Origin of the sequence: Micavibrio aeruginosavorus (assembly GCF_051245535.1) — a bacterium.
Lineage (GTDB): Bacteria > Pseudomonadota > Alphaproteobacteria > Micavibrionales > Micavibrionaceae > Micavibrio > Micavibrio aeruginosavorus_D.
In genome coordinates this window covers 1,247,547-1,264,106 of the sequence record NZ_CP195303.1, presented here as the reverse complement: position 1 = coordinate 1,264,106, position 16,560 = coordinate 1,247,547, and the positions used below count along the sequence as shown (strand labels likewise).

Below are 16,560 nucleotides of genomic sequence, written 5' to 3'. Positions count from 1 at the left end.
AGAGAGCATGGAGTAAACATCATGGCCAGCGGACACCGCGCCCCGTTTAAAAATCCGGTTATTGAGTGGGTTGATTCCCGTCTTCCGATCTTCACGATCATGAACAAGGAATACGGCGTTTTCCCGACACCGAAGAACTTCAACTATTTCTGGAACTTTGGCGCGATTGCCATGGTGATGCTGGTCACCATGATCCTGACCGGGATTTTCCTGGCCATGCAATACACCCCGCACGAAGATCTGGCGTTCAGCAGCGTCGAGCGCATTATGCGTGACGTGAACTGGGGCTGGATGTTGCGCTACCTGCACATGAATGGTGCATCCTTCTTCTTCATCGCCGTTTACATTCACATTTTCCGTGGCATGTATTACGGGTCCTATAAAAAGCCGCGCGAGCTGCTGTGGATCCTTGGCGTTATAATCTTCCTGCTGATGATGGCGACGGCGTTTATGGGTTACACCCTGCCGTGGTCACAGATGGGTGGTTGGGGCGCGACCGTTATTTCCGGTCTGTTCACCGCCATTCCGCTGGTTGGCGACTCTATCCACACGCTGCTGCTGGGTGGTTTCACGGTTGATAACCCGACCCTGAACCGTTTCTTTGCTCTGCACTACCTGCTGCCGTTCGTGATTTTCGCGGTTGTTGGTATTCACGTCTGGGCTTTGCACATCACGGGTTCGAACAACCCGCTGGGTATCGATGTGAAAGGTCCGCAGGACACCATTCCGTTCCATCCGTATTACACATCGAAAGATACGTTTGGTCTGGGCGTGTTCCTGTTGCTGTATGTTGGTGTGACGTTCTTTGCACCGAACCTGCTGGCGCACCCGGATCACTACATTCCGTTCAACCCGATGCAAACACCGGCGCACATTGTTCCGGAATGGTACTTCCTGCCGTTCTACGCAATCCTGCGCGCGATCACGTTTGATATTGGCATTCCGTTCACCGACATCGTCTTTATCGAGGCGAAGCTGGGTGGTGTGATTGCGATGTTCGGGGCGATTGCGGTTCTGTTCGTTCTGCCGTGGCTGGATTCCCATCCGGTGCGCAGCGCTCGTTTCCGTCCGCTGTATCGGAAGTTCCTGATCCTGCTGATCGTGTCCTTCATCGTTCTGGGCTATGTCGGCGCGAAGCCGCCGGAAGGCATCTGGGTTATTCTGGGTCAGCTCTGCACGGCGTATTACTTCGCGTTCTTCCTGGCCATTCTGCCGTGGTTGTCACGGAAGGAAGTGGCGGAAGATCTGCCGAACAGCATTAACGAAGCCGTCTTGGCGAAACAGTCCCACTAAAAGGCTGGAGAGAGAATTATGATGCGTAAAACTTTTATTCTGGCCGGTTTCGCGGCATTGATGATGAGTGTATCGGTTCCGGCCTTGGCTGAAACTGAAACCGCTCCGGCCGCCGACGCTGCCGCAACGGAAGAGCATGCAGCTGCTCCCGCTGGTGAAGACCATGCGGAAGAGGGCGGTGGCCATGGTCACGTTGATCTGCCGAAAGTGGATTGGTCGTCAAACGGGATTTTTGGCACCTATGACCGGGCATCCCTGCAACGCGGTTTCCAAGTGTATCGCGAAGTTTGCTCGGCGTGCCACGGGATGGATCGCCTGTCTTACCGCGATCTGGCCGCGCTGGGATACAGTGAAGGTGAGATCAAGGCCATTGCCGCGTCTTACATGATCACCGACGGGCCGAACGAAGACGGCGAAATGTTTGAACGCGCGGGCCGCCCGAGCGATCGTTTCAAAAACCCGTACCCGAACGAAAATGCGGCGAAATCCGTGAACAATGGCGCGTTGCCGGCGGACCTGTCTTTGGTCGCCAAAGCGCGTAAAGGGGGCCCGGATTATATCCACGCCCTTCTGACGGGCTATACGCAGGCTCCGGCGGGTAAAGAATTGCTGCCGGGTCAGCACTGGAACAAGTACATGTCTGGTAACGTCATTGCTATGCCGGCCCCGCTGATCGATGGGCAGGTGGCGTATGAAGATACAAACACCCCGCAAACTGTTGATCAGTATGCCAAGGACGTATCCCACTTCCTGGAGTGGGCGGCTGAGCCGAAAATGGAAGTGCGCAAGCAAACGGGCTTGAAAGCCTTCCTGTTCCTGCTGGTCTTTACCGGTGTGGCTTATGCCGTAAAACGCAAAATCTGGTCTTCTCTGCACTAAGACTTGATTCTCAACGAAAATTTTTAAAGGGCGGGGGCGCAGGCTTCCGCCCTTTTTGTCTTCAGGTAGCTGATCCAATTGTTAAAAGTGGCATGAAATGTTAATATTTATCTGGTATATTAGTAAAATACGAAATATCTCTGAACTCTAGTGAAACGGCCCTATGCAAGCAAAAGTCACCCTCGCCAAAGCACGCCTTTACAGGTTGTTCGCGTTAATCTTTGCGTTGACGGGGGTATTCATCTTCGTGAGCCTGTATCTGAGCAACTTCGAAGGCAGCTTCTTCTCAACCATGACCCAGCCCAGTGTGGTTTTGATGTTGATTATCCCGTTCCTGCCTGCCATCGTTCTGTCATGGGTGGCGGCGCGGATGGAGAAGAAGGCGATTGCCAGTCTTTCTGCGGGTGAGCCGGCCCCCAAAAAATAATAGATTACCGGGGTATGATGCTCCGGTGCTTTTGGGGTTTTTATGCGCGATACCAAACAGGATATTCTGCATTTCTGGTTTTCCGAGACGGAGCCCGTGCAATGGTTCCAGAAAAATCCCGATTTTGATCAATCCATTCGTGAGCGTTTCCGCCTGACCTATACGATGGCGCGCGATGGTGTGTGTGATCATTGGGCCAGTGATGCGGACGGATGTCTGGCGCTGTGTCTGGTGCTGGATCAATTTCCCCGCAATATGTTTCGCGACAGTGCCGAAGCCTTTGCCACGGATGAGAAGGCGCTGAAGACGGCGCGGCTGGGGATCATCCGCGGTTTTGACCAGATCCTGCCCGTGATCAAACGCCGCTTTGTCTATCTGCCGTTCGAACACAGCGAAGCCATGGATGATCAGAACCGGGCCGTGGAATTATTCGCGACGATGCGGGACGATGACCCGTTGGGCTATGAATACGCATTGCGCCACCGTGATGTGATCGAACGTTTCGGGCGCTTTCCCCACCGCAATGCGGTTTTAGGGCGAGACAATACGGCGGAAGAGCTGATCTACCTGTCCCAGCCGGGGGCGGGGTTTTAAGATTGGTTTTGCATAACGATTTTGTGCGGATTGCTGTGCTGCATCTTGTCCATTCCTTGCGCAGGGCGTTATTCCGCCCTAATATCTCCGGTTCGGAACGGCGCTTATAAAAAGCAGCCTTAAAGCCATAAAATCGCCGTTCTTGCGATGGATTATCGTCCATCCTGTGCAATCTTTGCATATTTTGACCCCTCTTGCGTGAATTAAGGCGGATTATGACCCCGACGTTGGTGCTTATTAATATTATTGGCGGTGTGTGCCTCCTGCTGTGGGGCCTGCGCATGGTGCGGATGGGGATTACCCGGGCCTTTGGTGCGAATTTGCGCAAAGTGGTTTCGGCCAGCACGGGCAACCGTTTCCTCAGCTTCCTGTCCGGGATTGGCGTAACCGCGCTGCTGCAAAGCTCGACCGCGACGGCGATGATTATTGCCTCCTTCGCCAGCCGGGGTTTGATTACCGTGGCGGCGGGTCTGGCTGTGATGCTGGGCGCGGATGTGGGCACGACCGTCGTGGCCCAGTTGCTGTCGTTCGACCTGTCATGGTTTGCGCCGTTGCTGATGCTGACGGGTTACATCATTTACACCATTTTCGAAGATACGGGCAAAGGCCAGCATATCGGCAAATTGCTGCTGGGTCTGGGCATGATGCTGTTCGCGCTGGGCGCGATCAAGGTCGCATCGGGCCCGATGCAGCATTCGGAAACATTGCGCGTCGTTCTGACGGCGTTGGAAACCGATCCGATTTTGTCGGTCGTCGTTGCGGCCTTGCTGACATGGATGGCGCACTCGTCATTGGCGATTGTGTTGTTGCTGGTGTCGTTCGTGGCCAGCGGTGTTTTGCCGCAAGAACTGGCCTTGATGATGGTGCTGGGCGTAAACCTGGGCGGCACCATTGCGCCGCTGGTTGCCACGATGCGCGAGGGGCCAGAGGCCGCGCGCGTTCCGGTTGGGAACCTGTTGATGCGTCTGGTGGGCGTGATTGCTTTTATGCCGCTCATGGGGCTGGTCATGAAAAACGTGGCGCTGCTGGGGGATGATCCATCCCGTGCCGTGGTGAATTTCCACATGGCGTTTAACGTGGCGCTGGCGATCGTTTTCATTCCGTTTACCGGATTGGTGGCGAAGGCCGCGTATAAACTGATGCCGGACCGCCCGGTGGAAGATGATCCGGGCCGCCCGCGTTATCTGGATACAAAATCCATGGATACGCCGACGATTGCGCTGGCATCCGCCGCCCGTGAAACGCTGCGTATGGCTGACATCCTTGAAAAGATGATGGAAGATACGTTCCGCAGCCTGAAAGGGAACAACGAAGCCTTGGTCAATCGGATCAAGGAACAGGACAACGTGGTCGATGATATTTACAAATCGATCAAGGCCTATATGGCGCGGCTGAGCCAGAGCGCGATGGACCCGGATGAAGCGTCCCGTTATGTGCAAACGCTGACCTTCTCTACCAACCTGGAACATGCGGGTGATGTGATTGATAAAAACATCATGCCGATGGCGCTGAAAAAAATCCGCGCGCAGAAAAGTTTCTCGCAAGAGGGCTTGGGAGAGATCGAGCATATCCACAATCTGGTGCTGGAAAGCATTCGTCTGGCGCAGACCGTCTTCGTGTCTGGCGATATCCGCCTGGCCCGGAAAATGGTTGAGGGCAAAGAAGTCCTCCGCAAGGCTGAACAAGAAGCCATGACCGCGCACATTGATCGCCTGCGCGATGCTGTGCCGGAAACGATTGCGACATCCAGCATGCATTTGGACATCATCCGCGATTATCGCCGTGTGAACAGCTATATGTGCACCGTGGCCTATCCGTTGCTGGAGCAAAAGGGCCAGTTGCGGACCAGCCGTTTGCGTCCGGAAAAGGACAAGATTGCAAAAGCGCAGGCTCTGGTCGAGCGTGATCAATCCAGCGCGTCTGAGGGCGATCTGGATAATCCGAACCGGGCCGTTGAGTGGGGCATTTAAATAATCGTTCTATAATAACTAAAAACAGGGGAGATCATCATGGGGGATGCCATGCGAAATGTTACACAAATCAATGACAGCAAAGCCGAAGTGGCGCGGATTTTGTCCGCGTTGGGCGTTGCCGAGAAAGCTTTTAATGGCGGCGACCTGAAGGTTTGCTCGCCGGTGGATGGGGCCGTGATCGGCATGGTGCCCCAGCACAAAACATCCGATGTGGAAAAGGCCATCAAGGTTTCACAAACGGCCTTTGAACAATGGAAAACCGTTCCGGCCCCCGTGCGCGGCGAATTTGTGCGCTTGCTGGGTATGGAATTGCGCACCGTGAAGGATGATCTGGGTCGTCTGGTTACACTGGAGTGCGGCAAGATCCTGTCCGAAGGGCTGGGCGAAGTGCAGGAGATGATCGACATTTGCGATTTCGCCGTCGGTCTGTCCCGCCAGCTTTATGGCCTGACTATTCAATCCGAACGCCCGGGCCACCATATGCGTGAAACCTGGCACCCGCTGGGCACCGTTGGTGTGATTACGGCGTTCAACTTCCCCGTGGCCGTATGGGCATGGAATGCGGCGCTGGCCTTTGTCTGTGGCGATCCGGTGATCTGGAAGCCGTCGGAAAAAACACCGCTGACCGCGATTGCGTGTCAGGCCGTGTTTGACCGGGCGGTGAAGGCCTTCCGCGCGGCGGGCCATACCATTCCCGATGGTTTGAATCAGGTGTTAATTGGTGGCCGTGATGTGGGCCAGGCTTTGGTCGATCATCATGATGTGCCACTGGTCAGCGCAACGGGCAGTGTGCCGATGGGCCGTGCCGTGGCGGAGATTGTTGCAAAACGTCTGGGCCGATCTTTGCTGGAACTGGGCGGTAACAATGCGATGATCGTGGCGCCAAGCGCCGATTTGGATATGGCCATTCGGGCCATTCTGTTCGGGGCCGTGGGTACGGCCGGGCAGCGTTGCACGTCCCTGCGTCGTTTGATCGTGCATGAAAGCGTGCGTGATCGCTTGCTGGAATCCTTGACCAAGGCCTATGGCTCTCTGCGCGTGGGTAACCCGCTGGAAACCGGAACGCTGGTTGGTCCGCTGATCGACGAATCCTCGTTCAACGCCATGCAGGCCGCATTGAAAAATGCAAGCGCGCAGGGTGGCAAGGTTCTGGTTGGTGGCGATCGCGTCAGCGATGGCATCATGGGCGGCAGCTATTACGTGCGTCCGGCTCTGGTGTCCATGCCGGGGCAGAGTGACGTGGTGAAACAAGAAACCTTCGCACCGATCCTGTATGTCATGACGTATAAAGACATGAAGGATGCGGTCGCATTGCAAAACGGCGTACCGCAAGGTCTGTCGTCTTGCATCTTCACGATGGATGTGCGCGAAGCTGAAAGCTTCCTGTCCGCTGCGGGCAGTGATTGCGGCATTGCCAACGTCAATATCGGGCCGAGCGGTGCGGAAATTGGCGGTGCGTTCGGTGGTGAAAAAGAAACAGGCGGCGGGCGCGAAAGCGGATCCGATGCGTGGAAAACCTATATGCGCCGACAAACGCAAACGGTGAATTACTCTAGCGCATTGCCGTTGGCGCAGGGTGTTGTGTTTGATCTGTAAGATCATCCGCGATAAAGAAACAAAAATAAAAAAGAGTCCGGTTATGCGGGCTCTTTTTTTATACCGTCATTCCCGCCTTCGCGGGAATGACGGACGGGGAGATACATCAAATTTTATCTAAAGTTTAACGGGCGTTAACGAGGCTCGGTGTAGGATAAGAACTGGGAATATCTTGTTCCTCCTCACACACAAACACCTGCTCAACCAGTGCCCCAGAAATGGGGACTGGTTGATTTTTTTATGTGATGTTTCAATGGGAAATACAAATGCTTGCGCGCTTAAACGTTTTTTAATGCGGCAATGCGATACTGAATCTTATGGCTCTGGTTATTCTTGAAAACGGATAAAGACGAATTCCCCCGGGTGGTTTCGCGGCATGGCGATTGGCCCGGGGGTTTTCTTTACCTGTTGCAAAAGGGATAGGCGGGGCTCGGGCCGGGGGATGGCCCGTAAGTACAGCTTGGTCAGGGGTCTGAAAAACCCTAGATCGTTTGGTGTGCGAATAGATGTCATAGATGTTGAAAGAGGGAGTTTGATGCATGTCTCAAGAACGTGAATTGTCCGGTGCAATGAAAAGCCGTTTGGAATCTTTACAAACCCGCCACGCGCAGATTTGTCGCAGGCTGGATGAGGCGAATAAGCACCCGGCCTTCACCGATACCGAGGCGAGGCGGTTAAAGATGGAAAAACTGAGATTGAAGGATGAGATGGAAGAGCTGAGGCAAGCGTCCTGACAACGCTCATCCGAATGAAAGAAAAAGCCCGCCGGTTCTGGCGGGCTTTTTTATATTTGGGGGGCGATAAAGATTATTCGCCGGAATTGTTATCCGTACCCGTGCCCGTCTTGCTGACGAAGTTGGAGAAGTCGAAGCCGGATGAATTGTCCGCGCTTTCGTCTTTTTCTTGGCTTTCGTACATTTTCTGTTTCTGGGCTTCGATTTCACCGACGTCTTTACCGGCGGCTTTCAGGCCTTTTTTCAAAGCGCCTTCCAGTTCGGCATAGGTGCACAGGCCCAGATCAACCGGGTGACGCGGGCGCAGGTTCGCGCTGTTCGGGTGGGACCTGGTGCGCACGGCATCAATCGTCGGCTTCGTCGTGCCAACCAGTTTGCAGATTTGCGCGTCGCTGATTTCCGGGTGGTGTTTCAGGATATAGGCAATCGCATCCGGCTTGTCGGCGCGTTTGGATACCGGGGTGTAACGCGGGCCCTTGGCGCGCAGTTTCACGGTCGGCAGATCGGTGCGGGCCATGCGCATGCGGTAGTCGGAATTCGCTGTCGCTTTGTCCAGTTCATCCTGGGTCAGCTCATGGTTTTCGACCGGGTTACGGCCAACGATGCCGCGGCCCACTTCTTCGTCGGCCAGGGCCTGAATTTCAATTTCGTGCAGACCGGTGAAATCGGCAATCTGGCCAAAGGTCAGCAGGGTGTTTTCAATCATCCATACGGCGGTCGCCTTCGGCATCAGCAAGCCGGATACAACGTGTTTTTCAACCATCTTAAATCTCCAAAAAGGGGTCCTGTAGCGCGACCCCGTGTTTCAGAGGCCCACTCTCGATGCTAAAATCTCAAGCTATCGGGAATAGCGAAGACTATAAGGCAGGGCGGGGGGAATCGCCAGCTTTTATATTTTTACATAATTACTGCAATGCTACATGGGCCGCGCGGCGGTTAACAGCATGCGCAGGGTATTCACGGGCGGACCGCGGTGAATGAAGGCCTCGGCCCGGGCGGTATTCGCCGGGGATTGGGTCCAGATATCGCCATTGTTGAAACGATGGATGGTCGCACCCGGCTTGGCGCGGTACAGGCTGTTGCCCATATATATGGCGTCCGCATTGTCGATAAACTCGGTCACGGGCCCGTGGTAACAGGACAGGATAACACGGTGATGCGTTTCCGGATCGGCGGGGTTGCCGTCGCAATGGAATGTCGTGATGTCTTTGTTCTCATACCCGGACTCGCCGACGATGCGGAGCAGATAGTAATCATACCCGTGGCGTTCCAGATCATCGATATCACGCACCATGATGTCCAGTGCGGTGCGTTCACCGGCACTGACGCGGAACATGTTCATCAATGATGGTTTGAGGCGGTCCTGCGCGTAATGGCGAACTTCATCGGCGGTGTAATGATGCACGTCGCGGCTCTGGGAAAATTTGGATTGGCTGAGCAGGTTGCGCGCCACTTTTTCAAAATCGCCGGAGATCTGGCGCGGAAAACGCGCGGCGCGAACGCCATCTCCGAAATGTTCATCGGACAGGGCGGCAAAGCTGTCTACGTTTTTCACACCATTGAAATCCATGGTGCTTTTATACGGCAGGGGGTTGTTTTATGTCAAAATTAAATGACGGTCAGGACGATTTTGCCCGCCATATCCCCGGATTCCAACAGTTCATGGGCTTTGGCGGCGTCAGCCAACGGGAAGGTGGCGTGGATCAACGGGGTGATTTTTCCGGCTTCAATTAAGGGCCAGATGGTGGTGCGCAGGCCGTGGGCGAGGGCGGATTTTTCCGCCACACTGCGCGGGCGCAGGGTGGACCCGGTCATGATGATGCGCTTTTGCATGATGGTGCGGATGTCGATTTCGGCTTTTGCGCCGTTCATGCTGGCGATGCTGACATGGCGGCCATCCAGTTTCAGGCACTCCAAATTGCGCGGCACGTAATCGCCCCCGACCATATCGAGGATGACATCGACGCCGCCGATTTTTGCAATTTCGGTGACGAAATCCTGCGTCTTGTAATTGATGGCGATATCCGCGCCCAGTGTGATACAGGCGGCGCATTTATCGTCATGGCCCGCAGTGATAACAACGCGTGCGCCTAACGCTTTGGCCATTTGAATGGCGGTGGTGCCGATGCCGGATGATCCACCGTGGACCAACAATGTTTCGCCCGCCTTTAAATGCCCGCGTACAAAAACATTGTTCCACACCGTGAACATTGTTTCGGGCAGGGCGGCGGCCTGCACCATATTCAGCCCGTGTGGAACGGGCAGGCATTGCCCGCCGGGCACGACCGCATATTCGGCATAGCCGCCCCCGGCTAGCAGAGCGCACACCCGGTCGCCCACGCCCCAATCGGGGTGGTGGCTTTCAACGATCTCGCCCGCGACCTCCAGCCCCGGAATATCGCTGGCCCCCGGCGGGGGCGGGTATTTTCCAATGCGCTGGAGCAGGTCCGGGCGGTTAACCCCGGCGGCATGAACGCGGATCAAAACCTCCCCCTGAATCGGGTTTGGGACCGGACGGGGGGCGATTTTCAGGACGTCGGGGGTGCCAAACCCCTGAATTTCCACGGCTTTCATGTTTTGTTGCATTCGCGTCCCTGTTTGCCTTATGGTGTGCCACCGGAACGCCCATATTAACGGTGAAACACCCGGTTTTGAACCATGTTTGATGATGATCTCGAGCCCCGGAAAAAACCCGGCGCGCAGAAGAAGAACCTGGAGCCCCTCTCGATCGAGGAGCTGCACACCTATATCTCCGATCTCCAAACCGAAATTGAACGGGCCGAAAGCGAAATCAAGCGCAAGGTTGCTGTGCGCGATGCCGCGTCGTCCTTTTTTAAATCCTGAACAATCCGCGCGTAACGATAGAGGGTAATACATCATGCGTATCGAAGAAGACATTAAGCTGGATTTCAAAGACGTTTTGATCCGTCCGAAACGCTCCACCTTGGCCAGCCGCCGCGATGTTGATATTCGCCGCGATTATGATTTCAAATGGAGCAAGAAATCGTTCCATGGCATTCCGGTGATTGCCGCGAACATGGACGGTGTTGGCACGATGGCGATGGCCCGTGCATTCCACGCGCAGGGCGATGGCCTGACCGCGGCCTTGCATAAACATTATGCGGTGGATCAACTGGTTGAATTTTTCGGCACGGCTGAATCCGCCAACGCATGGTACAGCATCGGCGTCAGCGAGAAGGACCAGGAAAAGCTGGAAGCGTTCCTGAAAACCCCTGCGGGCGCGAAACTGGACCGTTTGTGCATTGATGTGGCCAACGGGTATTCCCAGCCGTTCGTTGATTTTATCAAGCGCATGCGCGAAAAACTGCCGACCACGACCATCATGGCGGGCAACGTTGTTACCGGTGAAATGACCGAAGAACTGATCCTGTCCGGTGCGGATGTGGTGAAGGTCGGCATTGGCCCGGGCAGCGTTTGCACGACGCGTAAAATGACCGGCGTTGGGTATCCGCAACTCTCCGCCATTATCGAATGCGCCGATGCGGCGCACGGTCTGGGCGGTCTGGTGTGCGGCGATGGTGGCTGCACGGTTCCGGGCGATCTGGCCAAAGCGTTTGGCGCGGGATCTGACTTCGTTATGCTGGGCGGTATGCTGGCCGGGCATGATCAATGCGAAGGCGACGTTGTTGATAACGACGGCCAAAGATTCGTGACCTTCTATGGCATGAGCAGCGACACCGCGATGAAGAAACATGTCGGCGGCGTTGCCAAATATCGCGCCAGCGAAGGCAAGACCGTGCGCGTTCCGTATCGTGGCGACGTGACCGAGTCGTTGCAGGATATTCTGGGCGGCATCCGCTCGGCCTGCACCTATGTCGGTGCGACAAAGCTGAAGGAATTGTCAAAACGCACGACTTTTGTCCGTGTGGGCCAGCAAATTAACAACATCTTTGGCCAAAGCTAATTCCCGTACTTTAGGCGTCATCCCGGCGAAAGCCGGGATCTTCCAGCCATAATGGACGAAGACCCCGGCCTCCGCCGGGGTGACGGCGGCGGGCAGGGATAATCGGCAGGGTGAAACCCTTGCGATTTAACGTGGGGACAGGTATTGTTCCTTATCTTTCCAAGGACCCCGGCATATGCGCCCGGGCCTTTTTCCCCAGACAATTTAGGAGTTCAGGGTATGGACGAAATCGACAAACGCTTGCGCGATACAGCAGACACTTGCATCAAGGTTTATGAAACCTGGGCCGGAAACAAAAAAGATCTGGATGCGCGTGAGAAGCTGCAGGAAGCGATCCACGAACTGCGCAAAATTGCCGCCCGTCTGGAAATTGAAATCGCAACCAGCGAACGGGACCAGATGGCGTCACGCCCGCTGCCGATCCCGCCGCACCGTTCATCCCGCCGCCGCGACAATGGCCCGGAAGATGACGACAATGCCGGTAACATGGTTGAAGGTCACCAAGGTGGCGGCAACCGCCCGCAGCATAACCAAGGCGGCGGAAATGCGCAGCCCGGTGGCCAAGGCGCTCCGCGTCGTCAATTGGGCCGCCGTTCACAACAACAAGGTGGTGGCGGCGCAGCGCCGATGCCGCCGCGTGAAGGCGGCGACGAATAATCGTCGATTGCTGTTCAATGAAATTACGATGTCGGGGTTGGTTCGCCAGCCCCGATTTCTTTTGTCGACAGCGCATCCGCCAGACGGATCTTCGCACTGCCGGGGCGCAGGGGTTTTTGCTGGCTGTCATGCGGGGCCCAGCCGATCAGATAGATGATTTCAAAGCTGGCGCGGATGCGGCCATCATCATCCGCAAAGCGTTCGGCATATAATTTTGCGGCTTCCATCATCATGGCGCGGCCGGGGTTGCGTGTATCGCGGCGGGCAATGGCGTTACCTTCGCCCATTTTGCGAATGTCGCGCATCAGGGCGAACATGTCGGCATAGGTCACGGTGATGATTTCGGAATCCACAACGGGCAGAGCAAAGCCCGCGCGTTGAAGCAGCCCGCCCATTTGCGGTTTGTCGGCGAAGGGGGCGATGCGCGGGCTGATGCCGCCGCGCGTGGTCATTTCCGCATCCTGCAGGCAGGCACGCAATTCATACAATGTTTCACCGCCCAACAACGCGCCCAAAAACAGACCATCGGGTTTCAGGCTTTTGCGGATTTGCAGCAACGCGCCGGGCAGGTCGTTGACCGTGTGCAGGCCCAGAGGTGCGAGAACCAGATCCAGCGTTTCGTGGGCGAAGGGCAAAAATTCCTCGTCCATCTGTACGCGCGGGCCGGAATGGTTGTTCAAAAATTCCGTTGATAAATCGGCGATAAAGGGGGATGCCATGCGGCCCGCTTGAATGGGGGCGTCCAGCGCATCAATCGATGGTCCGGCCCCAATTTGAATCACGGTATCGAATGTGCGTTTCACATCCATAATCCGGTCGGCCAGAACGGCCATGGCATGGTTATGCAGGAAGTTATGCCCGTTGATCATAAAAGACGCGGCGCGGTCGCGGTTGGCGCGGACGCGGTCGCGGTCAAAGACCGCCATGTCGTTCATGGGTTTGGATGATGCAACCGTCATGATTATTTTATGATCGGTTTCTTTTCGTTTTGATCGCGGGCTTTTTCACGACGTTCCATCCGTTTTTGCTGGGTGGTGTCGTTGTTCTGCGGTTGATCTTGTAACAGGGCGCCAGACGGGGCGTCGCCACCACCGGCGGCGCTGCTGTCGCCACTGGTCGATGCTCCGCCGCCAAGGCCACGCATATCGGTGGCGTGGGCCGACATCGGGCTTTTGCCATAGGATTCGGCCATCTTCTTCGAAAAGGAGAAGACGGGGCTCAAATCACTGTCCGCGCAGAGGGATTTGTAAGATTTCGACATGATCTTCGCAAAGCTCATGGAGTTATCCCAGTACATCAGCTTCCACAATTGTTTCAGCGGAGAATAGTTGGTCGTGCCGTGAATCTGGCCTTTGGTCTGGCCGAACGGGCCGGACATCACGAACGGATAGACGCGGCGCGGGGTCAGGCCCATGTGCAAGAAGAAGCTTTCGCCCATGCGTGCGACGTGTTCCGGTTTGACCTTCATATAATCGGCAATGTAGTGGCGGGCATCATCCATGCTGCGAATATCGCGGGGCAGGGGGATGCTGGGCACCGTAACGGTCAGACCGTTGCCCTTGTACCGCTGCGGCACGGGCAGGAATTCAGTGGTGTATCCGGCCAGAACCTCGCCCGAGTGGCTGCGCAGCAGCGGCATCACGATGGCGATGTTTTCCGTCTGGTCGTCGGAGATAATAAAATCCATGTCGCGGGCGGCAAGGCCGGCCACGCCGCCATTGATCTGGCCTTCATCCACGAAGATGGATTGAACCGGGCGCAATTGACCGGCGCTGCCGCGTGTGGCGCGGTAACGGCCATCGGTTTCGGTCATCTTGGCCATCAGATCATGCACATCGGTGATGGGCACATCGGCTTCTTCCAGAATCAGCGGGCATTCGGACCAGCTTTCGGCCTTCAGCCCCAAACGCTGGTACAGGGCCAGAATTTGAATTTCCATCCGTGCGTTCGGGATCATCCCGACGGCGATGCCGTTCAGGATGCTTTGCGCGCTGATTTCAACGATTTTCCCACGGCTGAGGAACCCGGCAATATCATCATTGATGACTTTGGGTTCCAGCGTTTCGCGGGCGCTTTCAACTTCCAAATACAGCGTGTCGATGCGTTCATCGATGTAGTCGGGGGCGGGGTAAACGGCCGGGCCCTTTTCCATCACGCGGTTGGGCATGGGTTTCAGGCCCAGCATATCGCGCGCGAACAGCGCCGCGCCCTTCACATCATCCGGGCCGATATGGGTGACGGTTTCGGTTTCAACGGCAATCGCCTCGGTCATGTGACCGGACCATTTTTTGCCATCTAAATCTTGGCCCATCCGCGGAACGGCATTCACGATGCCGCGCGGAACCCCGTGATGAACGAAAATGTTCAGCTCGCCATTTTCGGTGACGCGATAGGGCAAAATTTCGGTGATGTTGATGTCGCGTGTGACGATATCGACCAAACGGCCATCATTGTCATTCCGCATCGCCTGCACGCGCAGGGATGATCCGGTTTTCGATGACGGGCGGCGTTCCTGCAGGCGCAGGGAGCGGCGTTCGCCAACCTTTTGCGCAACGGCGATAAAACTGGTCGGCGGTGGGCCGAGCGGTTTGCCATCTTCGCCATACAGGCGGAAGTGGCCTTCGAACCGGCTCTTCACATATTCGTCGTTCCAATGCGGCGCGGAGTAATACACGCGCGCGCCGAGCGAGCGCAGAGCCTTGCGGTATTCGCGTTGCGTGAAGAATGTAAATTCCTTGAGCAGGTTGCTGTCCCAACTGCTCAAATCATCTTTGCGCATGATGAATTCATACGCCCATTTGTGCGGCAGGCGGAACAAGCGCGTGCGCGGGAAACGCGGTGGCAATTCTTCGATGAAGAATCCGGCGCAACCGGGGTCGCCGTTCGGGCTGGCATGTTCGGAGAACCAGACGAGCAAATCGGCCTCGGACAATTCGTGCAATTCTGCGCCCGTGCTTTGCACGTCCGGCATTTCCATCAGGACGTAGCCATCCGGGTCCGGTTTGGCGTAATCGCGGATCAGCATGAGACCTTCGGGTTTCAGCAGCGCGAACTGGTTTTCCAGCGCCTGCACAACCGGGCGGTCATGGAACGCATTGCGCGAATAAATTTCATGCAGGGTGAAGCAATTGATAATCGCATCCACCGGGCCGATGCCTGTGGCGGCGGGGTTATCAATCGGGCCATCGCGGAATTCCAGATTGGGAGCGTCCCACGATTTGGTCGCGGATTGAATGCCGCGTGTGTCGGAATCCATGCCGATAAATTTCATATCCGGCGCCAGCACCGCCATGGCGTAGGTGAGCTTGCCGCCACCACAGCCCAGATCGAGGATCGTCGATCCCGGCTGGACCATCAAGTGGGCCAGCGTGAACCAGGCCCGGCGCACCGTGGCATCGGGCAGGTGGGCCAGACGTTGGTAGCGGTCCTGCAACGGATTGGAATCGGGAATTTTTGGTTTGGGCTGTTGGCGCGTGGCGCGGACGGAGTCGTCTTGGTCCAGCCCGAGGGCTTTCTTGTGGCCGTCCCGCAATGTGCGTTTCTTCGCGCCTGCCATTTGTAATTTCGACGGTTAGACGTTACATTTTTGCCCGGAAACCCGGCTTTTTGGGTTTCCGTATAATACCGGAAGGGTCCGGTTTTTCGCAACATATATCGGGGCCAGAAAAGGGAGAGGGTGTGGAGCAAATATCTGTTTTAAAACAGAGCATTAACACTATTCTCCACGGGGTGGGGCGGGTTGTGGATGCAATTTTTCCACCGCGCTGCATCATAAGCGGGGCGATTGTGGGCGCGCCGGGGCAATTGGACCCGGGGGCTTGGGCGGGTTTGTCCTTTATCGCGCCGCCTTTTTGCCGGACCTGCGGCATGCCGTTTCCGTTTACGTCCGAGGGGATGGAAGACCTGCAATGCGCGGCGTGTCTGGATGATCCGCCGCCCTTTACCGCGGCCCGGGCGGCGGTGGTGTATGACGATGCCAGCCGGGGCGTCATTCTGAAATTCAAACATGCCGACCATCTGCACGCCGTTCCCGTTTTGGTGCCATGGATCATGCGGGCGGGGGCGGAATTGTGGGCGGATGCCGATGTGCTGGTGCCTGTGCCCTTGCACCGCTGGCGGTTGATGCGGCGGCGGTATAATCAGGCGGCCTTGCTGGCGCATGGTGTGGCGAAGGCATCGGGTTTGCCCTGTCTGGCCGATGGGCTGATCCGTCACCGCGCAACGGAATCCCAAGGGCATAAACGTGCCGCCGAACGGCGGAAGAATGTGAAGGGGGCCTTTACGGTCAATCCCCGTCATGCGGATGCAGTGCGCGGCAAAAATGTTGTTCTGATCGACGATGTGTTTACAACCGGAGCAACGGTGCGCGAATGCGCGCAAACCTTACTGAATGCGGGTGCGGCGCGTGTGGACGTGGTGGCTGTGGCACGGGTGAGTAGGGAGTAGTTTTTAAAACTATATAGTGATGCAAATAAGCAGAAA

16 protein-coding genes are annotated in these 16,560 nt (G+C 56.2%); 11 read left to right on the top strand and 5 right to left on the bottom strand.

The genetic code is table 11. The features are described 5' to 3' along the window. Positions 1–21 precede the first annotated feature (21 nt). The 7 genes from ACSC94_RS06095 (at position 22) to ACSC94_RS06065 (ending at position 7,496) form a co-directional block, all read left to right on the top strand. Complete coding sequence (locus tag ACSC94_RS06095; RefSeq protein WP_435639960.1) at positions 22–1,293, top strand: cytochrome b; 1,272 nt, start codon at positions 22–24, stop codon at positions 1,291–1,293. Between the two features lie 18 nt (positions 1,294–1,311). Continuing rightward, a complete protein-coding gene (locus ACSC94_RS06090) occupies positions 1,312–2,172 on the top strand; it encodes a cytochrome c1 (RefSeq protein ID WP_435639959.1) in 861 nt (286 codons plus the stop codon). A 247-nt stretch (positions 2,173–2,419) separates the two neighbouring features. Continuing rightward, complete coding sequence (locus tag ACSC94_RS06085; RefSeq protein WP_435639958.1) at positions 2,420–2,599, top strand: hypothetical protein; 180 nt, start codon at positions 2,420–2,422, stop codon at positions 2,597–2,599. Between the two features lie 42 nt (positions 2,600–2,641). Continuing rightward, the gene (locus ACSC94_RS06080; protein ID WP_435639957.1) at positions 2,642–3,193 is read left to right on the top strand and encodes a DUF924 family protein; all 552 of its coding nucleotides are present in this window, start codon (positions 2,642–2,644) and stop codon (positions 3,191–3,193) included. 215 nt (positions 3,194–3,408) lie between these two features. Next, positions 3,409–5,163 (top strand): Na/Pi cotransporter family protein, encoded by a 1,755-nt coding sequence (locus ACSC94_RS06075; RefSeq protein WP_435639956.1) that lies wholly within the window; start codon positions 3,409–3,411, stop codon positions 5,161–5,163. Positions 5,164–5,214: 51 nt separating this feature from the next. Further along, complete coding sequence (gene amaB, locus ACSC94_RS06070) at positions 5,215–6,762, top strand: L-piperidine-6-carboxylate dehydrogenase (protein WP_435639955.1); 1,548 nt, start codon at positions 5,215–5,217, stop codon at positions 6,760–6,762. A 539-nt stretch (positions 6,763–7,301) separates the two neighbouring features. After that, on the top strand, positions 7,302–7,496 hold the full coding sequence (locus tag ACSC94_RS06065; protein WP_435639954.1) for a YdcH family protein: 195 nt from the start codon (positions 7,302–7,304) through the stop codon (positions 7,494–7,496). A gap of 73 nt (positions 7,497–7,569) precedes the next feature. Here the strand turns inward: ACSC94_RS06065 and ACSC94_RS06060 are convergent, their stop codons facing one another. The 3 genes from ACSC94_RS06060 to ACSC94_RS06050 form a co-directional block, all read right to left on the bottom strand. Beyond that, a complete protein-coding gene (locus ACSC94_RS06060) occupies positions 7,570–8,259 on the bottom strand; it encodes a cell cycle transcriptional regulator TrcR (protein ID WP_435639953.1) in 690 nt (229 codons plus the stop codon). Positions 8,260–8,412: 153 nt separating this feature from the next. Beyond that, on the bottom strand, positions 8,413–9,051 hold the full coding sequence (locus ACSC94_RS06055; RefSeq protein WP_435639952.1) for a hypothetical protein: 639 nt from the start codon (positions 9,049–9,051) through the stop codon (positions 8,413–8,415). A gap of 53 nt (positions 9,052–9,104) precedes the next feature. Further along, complete coding sequence (locus ACSC94_RS06050) at positions 9,105–10,082, bottom strand: NAD(P)H-quinone oxidoreductase (protein WP_435639951.1); 978 nt, start codon at positions 10,080–10,082, stop codon at positions 9,105–9,107. Positions 10,083–10,154: 72 nt separating this feature from the next. Between ACSC94_RS06050 and ACSC94_RS06045 the strand changes: the two genes are divergently transcribed. The 3 genes from ACSC94_RS06045 to ACSC94_RS06035 all read left to right on the top strand — a co-directional run bounded on the left by ACSC94_RS06045 (position 10,155) and on the right by ACSC94_RS06035 (position 12,078). Next, a complete protein-coding gene (locus tag ACSC94_RS06045; protein ID WP_435639950.1) occupies positions 10,155–10,340 on the top strand; it encodes a DUF1192 domain-containing protein in 186 nt (61 codons plus the stop codon). A 34-nt stretch (positions 10,341–10,374) separates the two neighbouring features. Further along, a complete protein-coding gene (locus ACSC94_RS06040) occupies positions 10,375–11,421 on the top strand; it encodes a GMP reductase (RefSeq protein WP_435639949.1) in 1,047 nt (348 codons plus the stop codon). A 219-nt stretch (positions 11,422–11,640) separates the two neighbouring features. Further along, positions 11,641–12,078 carry a hypothetical protein gene (locus tag ACSC94_RS06035; protein ID WP_435639948.1) on the top strand — a complete coding sequence of 146 codons (438 nt, stop codon included), beginning with the start codon at positions 11,641–11,643 and terminating at the stop codon, positions 12,076–12,078. A 23-nt stretch (positions 12,079–12,101) separates the two neighbouring features. Here ACSC94_RS06035 and ACSC94_RS06030 read toward each other — a convergent pair whose 3' ends face one another. Both ACSC94_RS06030 and ACSC94_RS06025 read right to left on the bottom strand, forming a co-directional pair. Next, complete coding sequence (locus ACSC94_RS06030; protein WP_435639947.1) at positions 12,102–13,037, bottom strand: methyltransferase domain-containing protein; 936 nt, start codon at positions 13,035–13,037, stop codon at positions 12,102–12,104. Between the two features lie 2 nt (positions 13,038–13,039). Continuing rightward, positions 13,040–15,634, bottom strand: coding sequence for a class I SAM-dependent methyltransferase (locus ACSC94_RS06025; protein WP_435639946.1), 2,595 nt, complete (start codon positions 15,632–15,634; stop codon positions 13,040–13,042). Here ACSC94_RS06025 and ACSC94_RS06020 point away from each other — a divergent pair. After that, positions 15,610–16,524 carry a ComF family protein gene (locus ACSC94_RS06020; protein ID WP_435639945.1) on the top strand — a complete coding sequence of 305 codons (915 nt, stop codon included), beginning with the start codon at positions 15,610–15,612 and terminating at the stop codon, positions 16,522–16,524. The two genes, ACSC94_RS06025 and ACSC94_RS06020, sit on opposite strands and share 25 nt — an antisense overlap. Positions 16,525–16,560 lie beyond the last annotated feature (36 nt).

Excerpts from the sequence above, each read along its gene's own strand:
- ACSC94_RS06095 (WP_435639960.1), top strand. The coding sequence starts at position 22 with ATGGCCAGCGGACACCGCGCCCCGTTTAAAAATCCGGTTATTGAGTGG.
- ACSC94_RS06090 (WP_435639959.1), top strand. The coding sequence starts at position 1,312 with ATGATGCGTAAAACTTTTATTCTGGCCGGTTTCGCGGCATTGATGATG.
- ACSC94_RS06080 (WP_435639957.1), top strand. The coding sequence starts at position 2,642 with ATGCGCGATACCAAACAGGATATTCTGCATTTCTGGTTTTCCGAGACG.
- ACSC94_RS06075 (WP_435639956.1), top strand. The coding sequence starts at position 3,409 with ATGACCCCGACGTTGGTGCTTATTAATATTATTGGCGGTGTGTGCCTC.
- amaB (WP_435639955.1), top strand. The coding sequence starts at position 5,215 with ATGCGAAATGTTACACAAATCAATGACAGCAAAGCCGAAGTGGCGCGG.
- ACSC94_RS06065 (WP_435639954.1), top strand. The coding sequence starts at position 7,302 with ATGTCTCAAGAACGTGAATTGTCCGGTGCAATGAAAAGCCGTTTGGAA.
- ACSC94_RS06060 (WP_435639953.1), bottom strand. The coding sequence starts at position 8,259 with ATGGTTGAAAAACACGTTGTATCCGGCTTGCTGATGCCGAAGGCGACC.
- ACSC94_RS06050 (WP_435639951.1), bottom strand. The coding sequence starts at position 10,082 with ATGCAACAAAACATGAAAGCCGTGGAAATTCAGGGGTTTGGCACCCCC.
- ACSC94_RS06045 (WP_435639950.1), top strand. The coding sequence starts at position 10,155 with ATGTTTGATGATGATCTCGAGCCCCGGAAAAAACCCGGCGCGCAGAAG.
- ACSC94_RS06040 (WP_435639949.1), top strand. The coding sequence starts at position 10,375 with ATGCGTATCGAAGAAGACATTAAGCTGGATTTCAAAGACGTTTTGATC.
- ACSC94_RS06035 (WP_435639948.1), top strand. The coding sequence starts at position 11,641 with ATGGACGAAATCGACAAACGCTTGCGCGATACAGCAGACACTTGCATC.
- ACSC94_RS06030 (WP_435639947.1), bottom strand. The coding sequence starts at position 13,037 with ATGACGGTTGCATCATCCAAACCCATGAACGACATGGCGGTCTTTGAC.
- ACSC94_RS06020 (WP_435639945.1), top strand. The coding sequence starts at position 15,610 with ATGTGCGTTTCTTCGCGCCTGCCATTTGTAATTTCGACGGTTAGACGT.
- ACSC94_RS06025 (WP_435639946.1), bottom strand. The coding sequence starts at position 15,634 with ATGGCAGGCGCGAAGAAACGCACATTGCGGGACGGCCACAAGAAAGCC.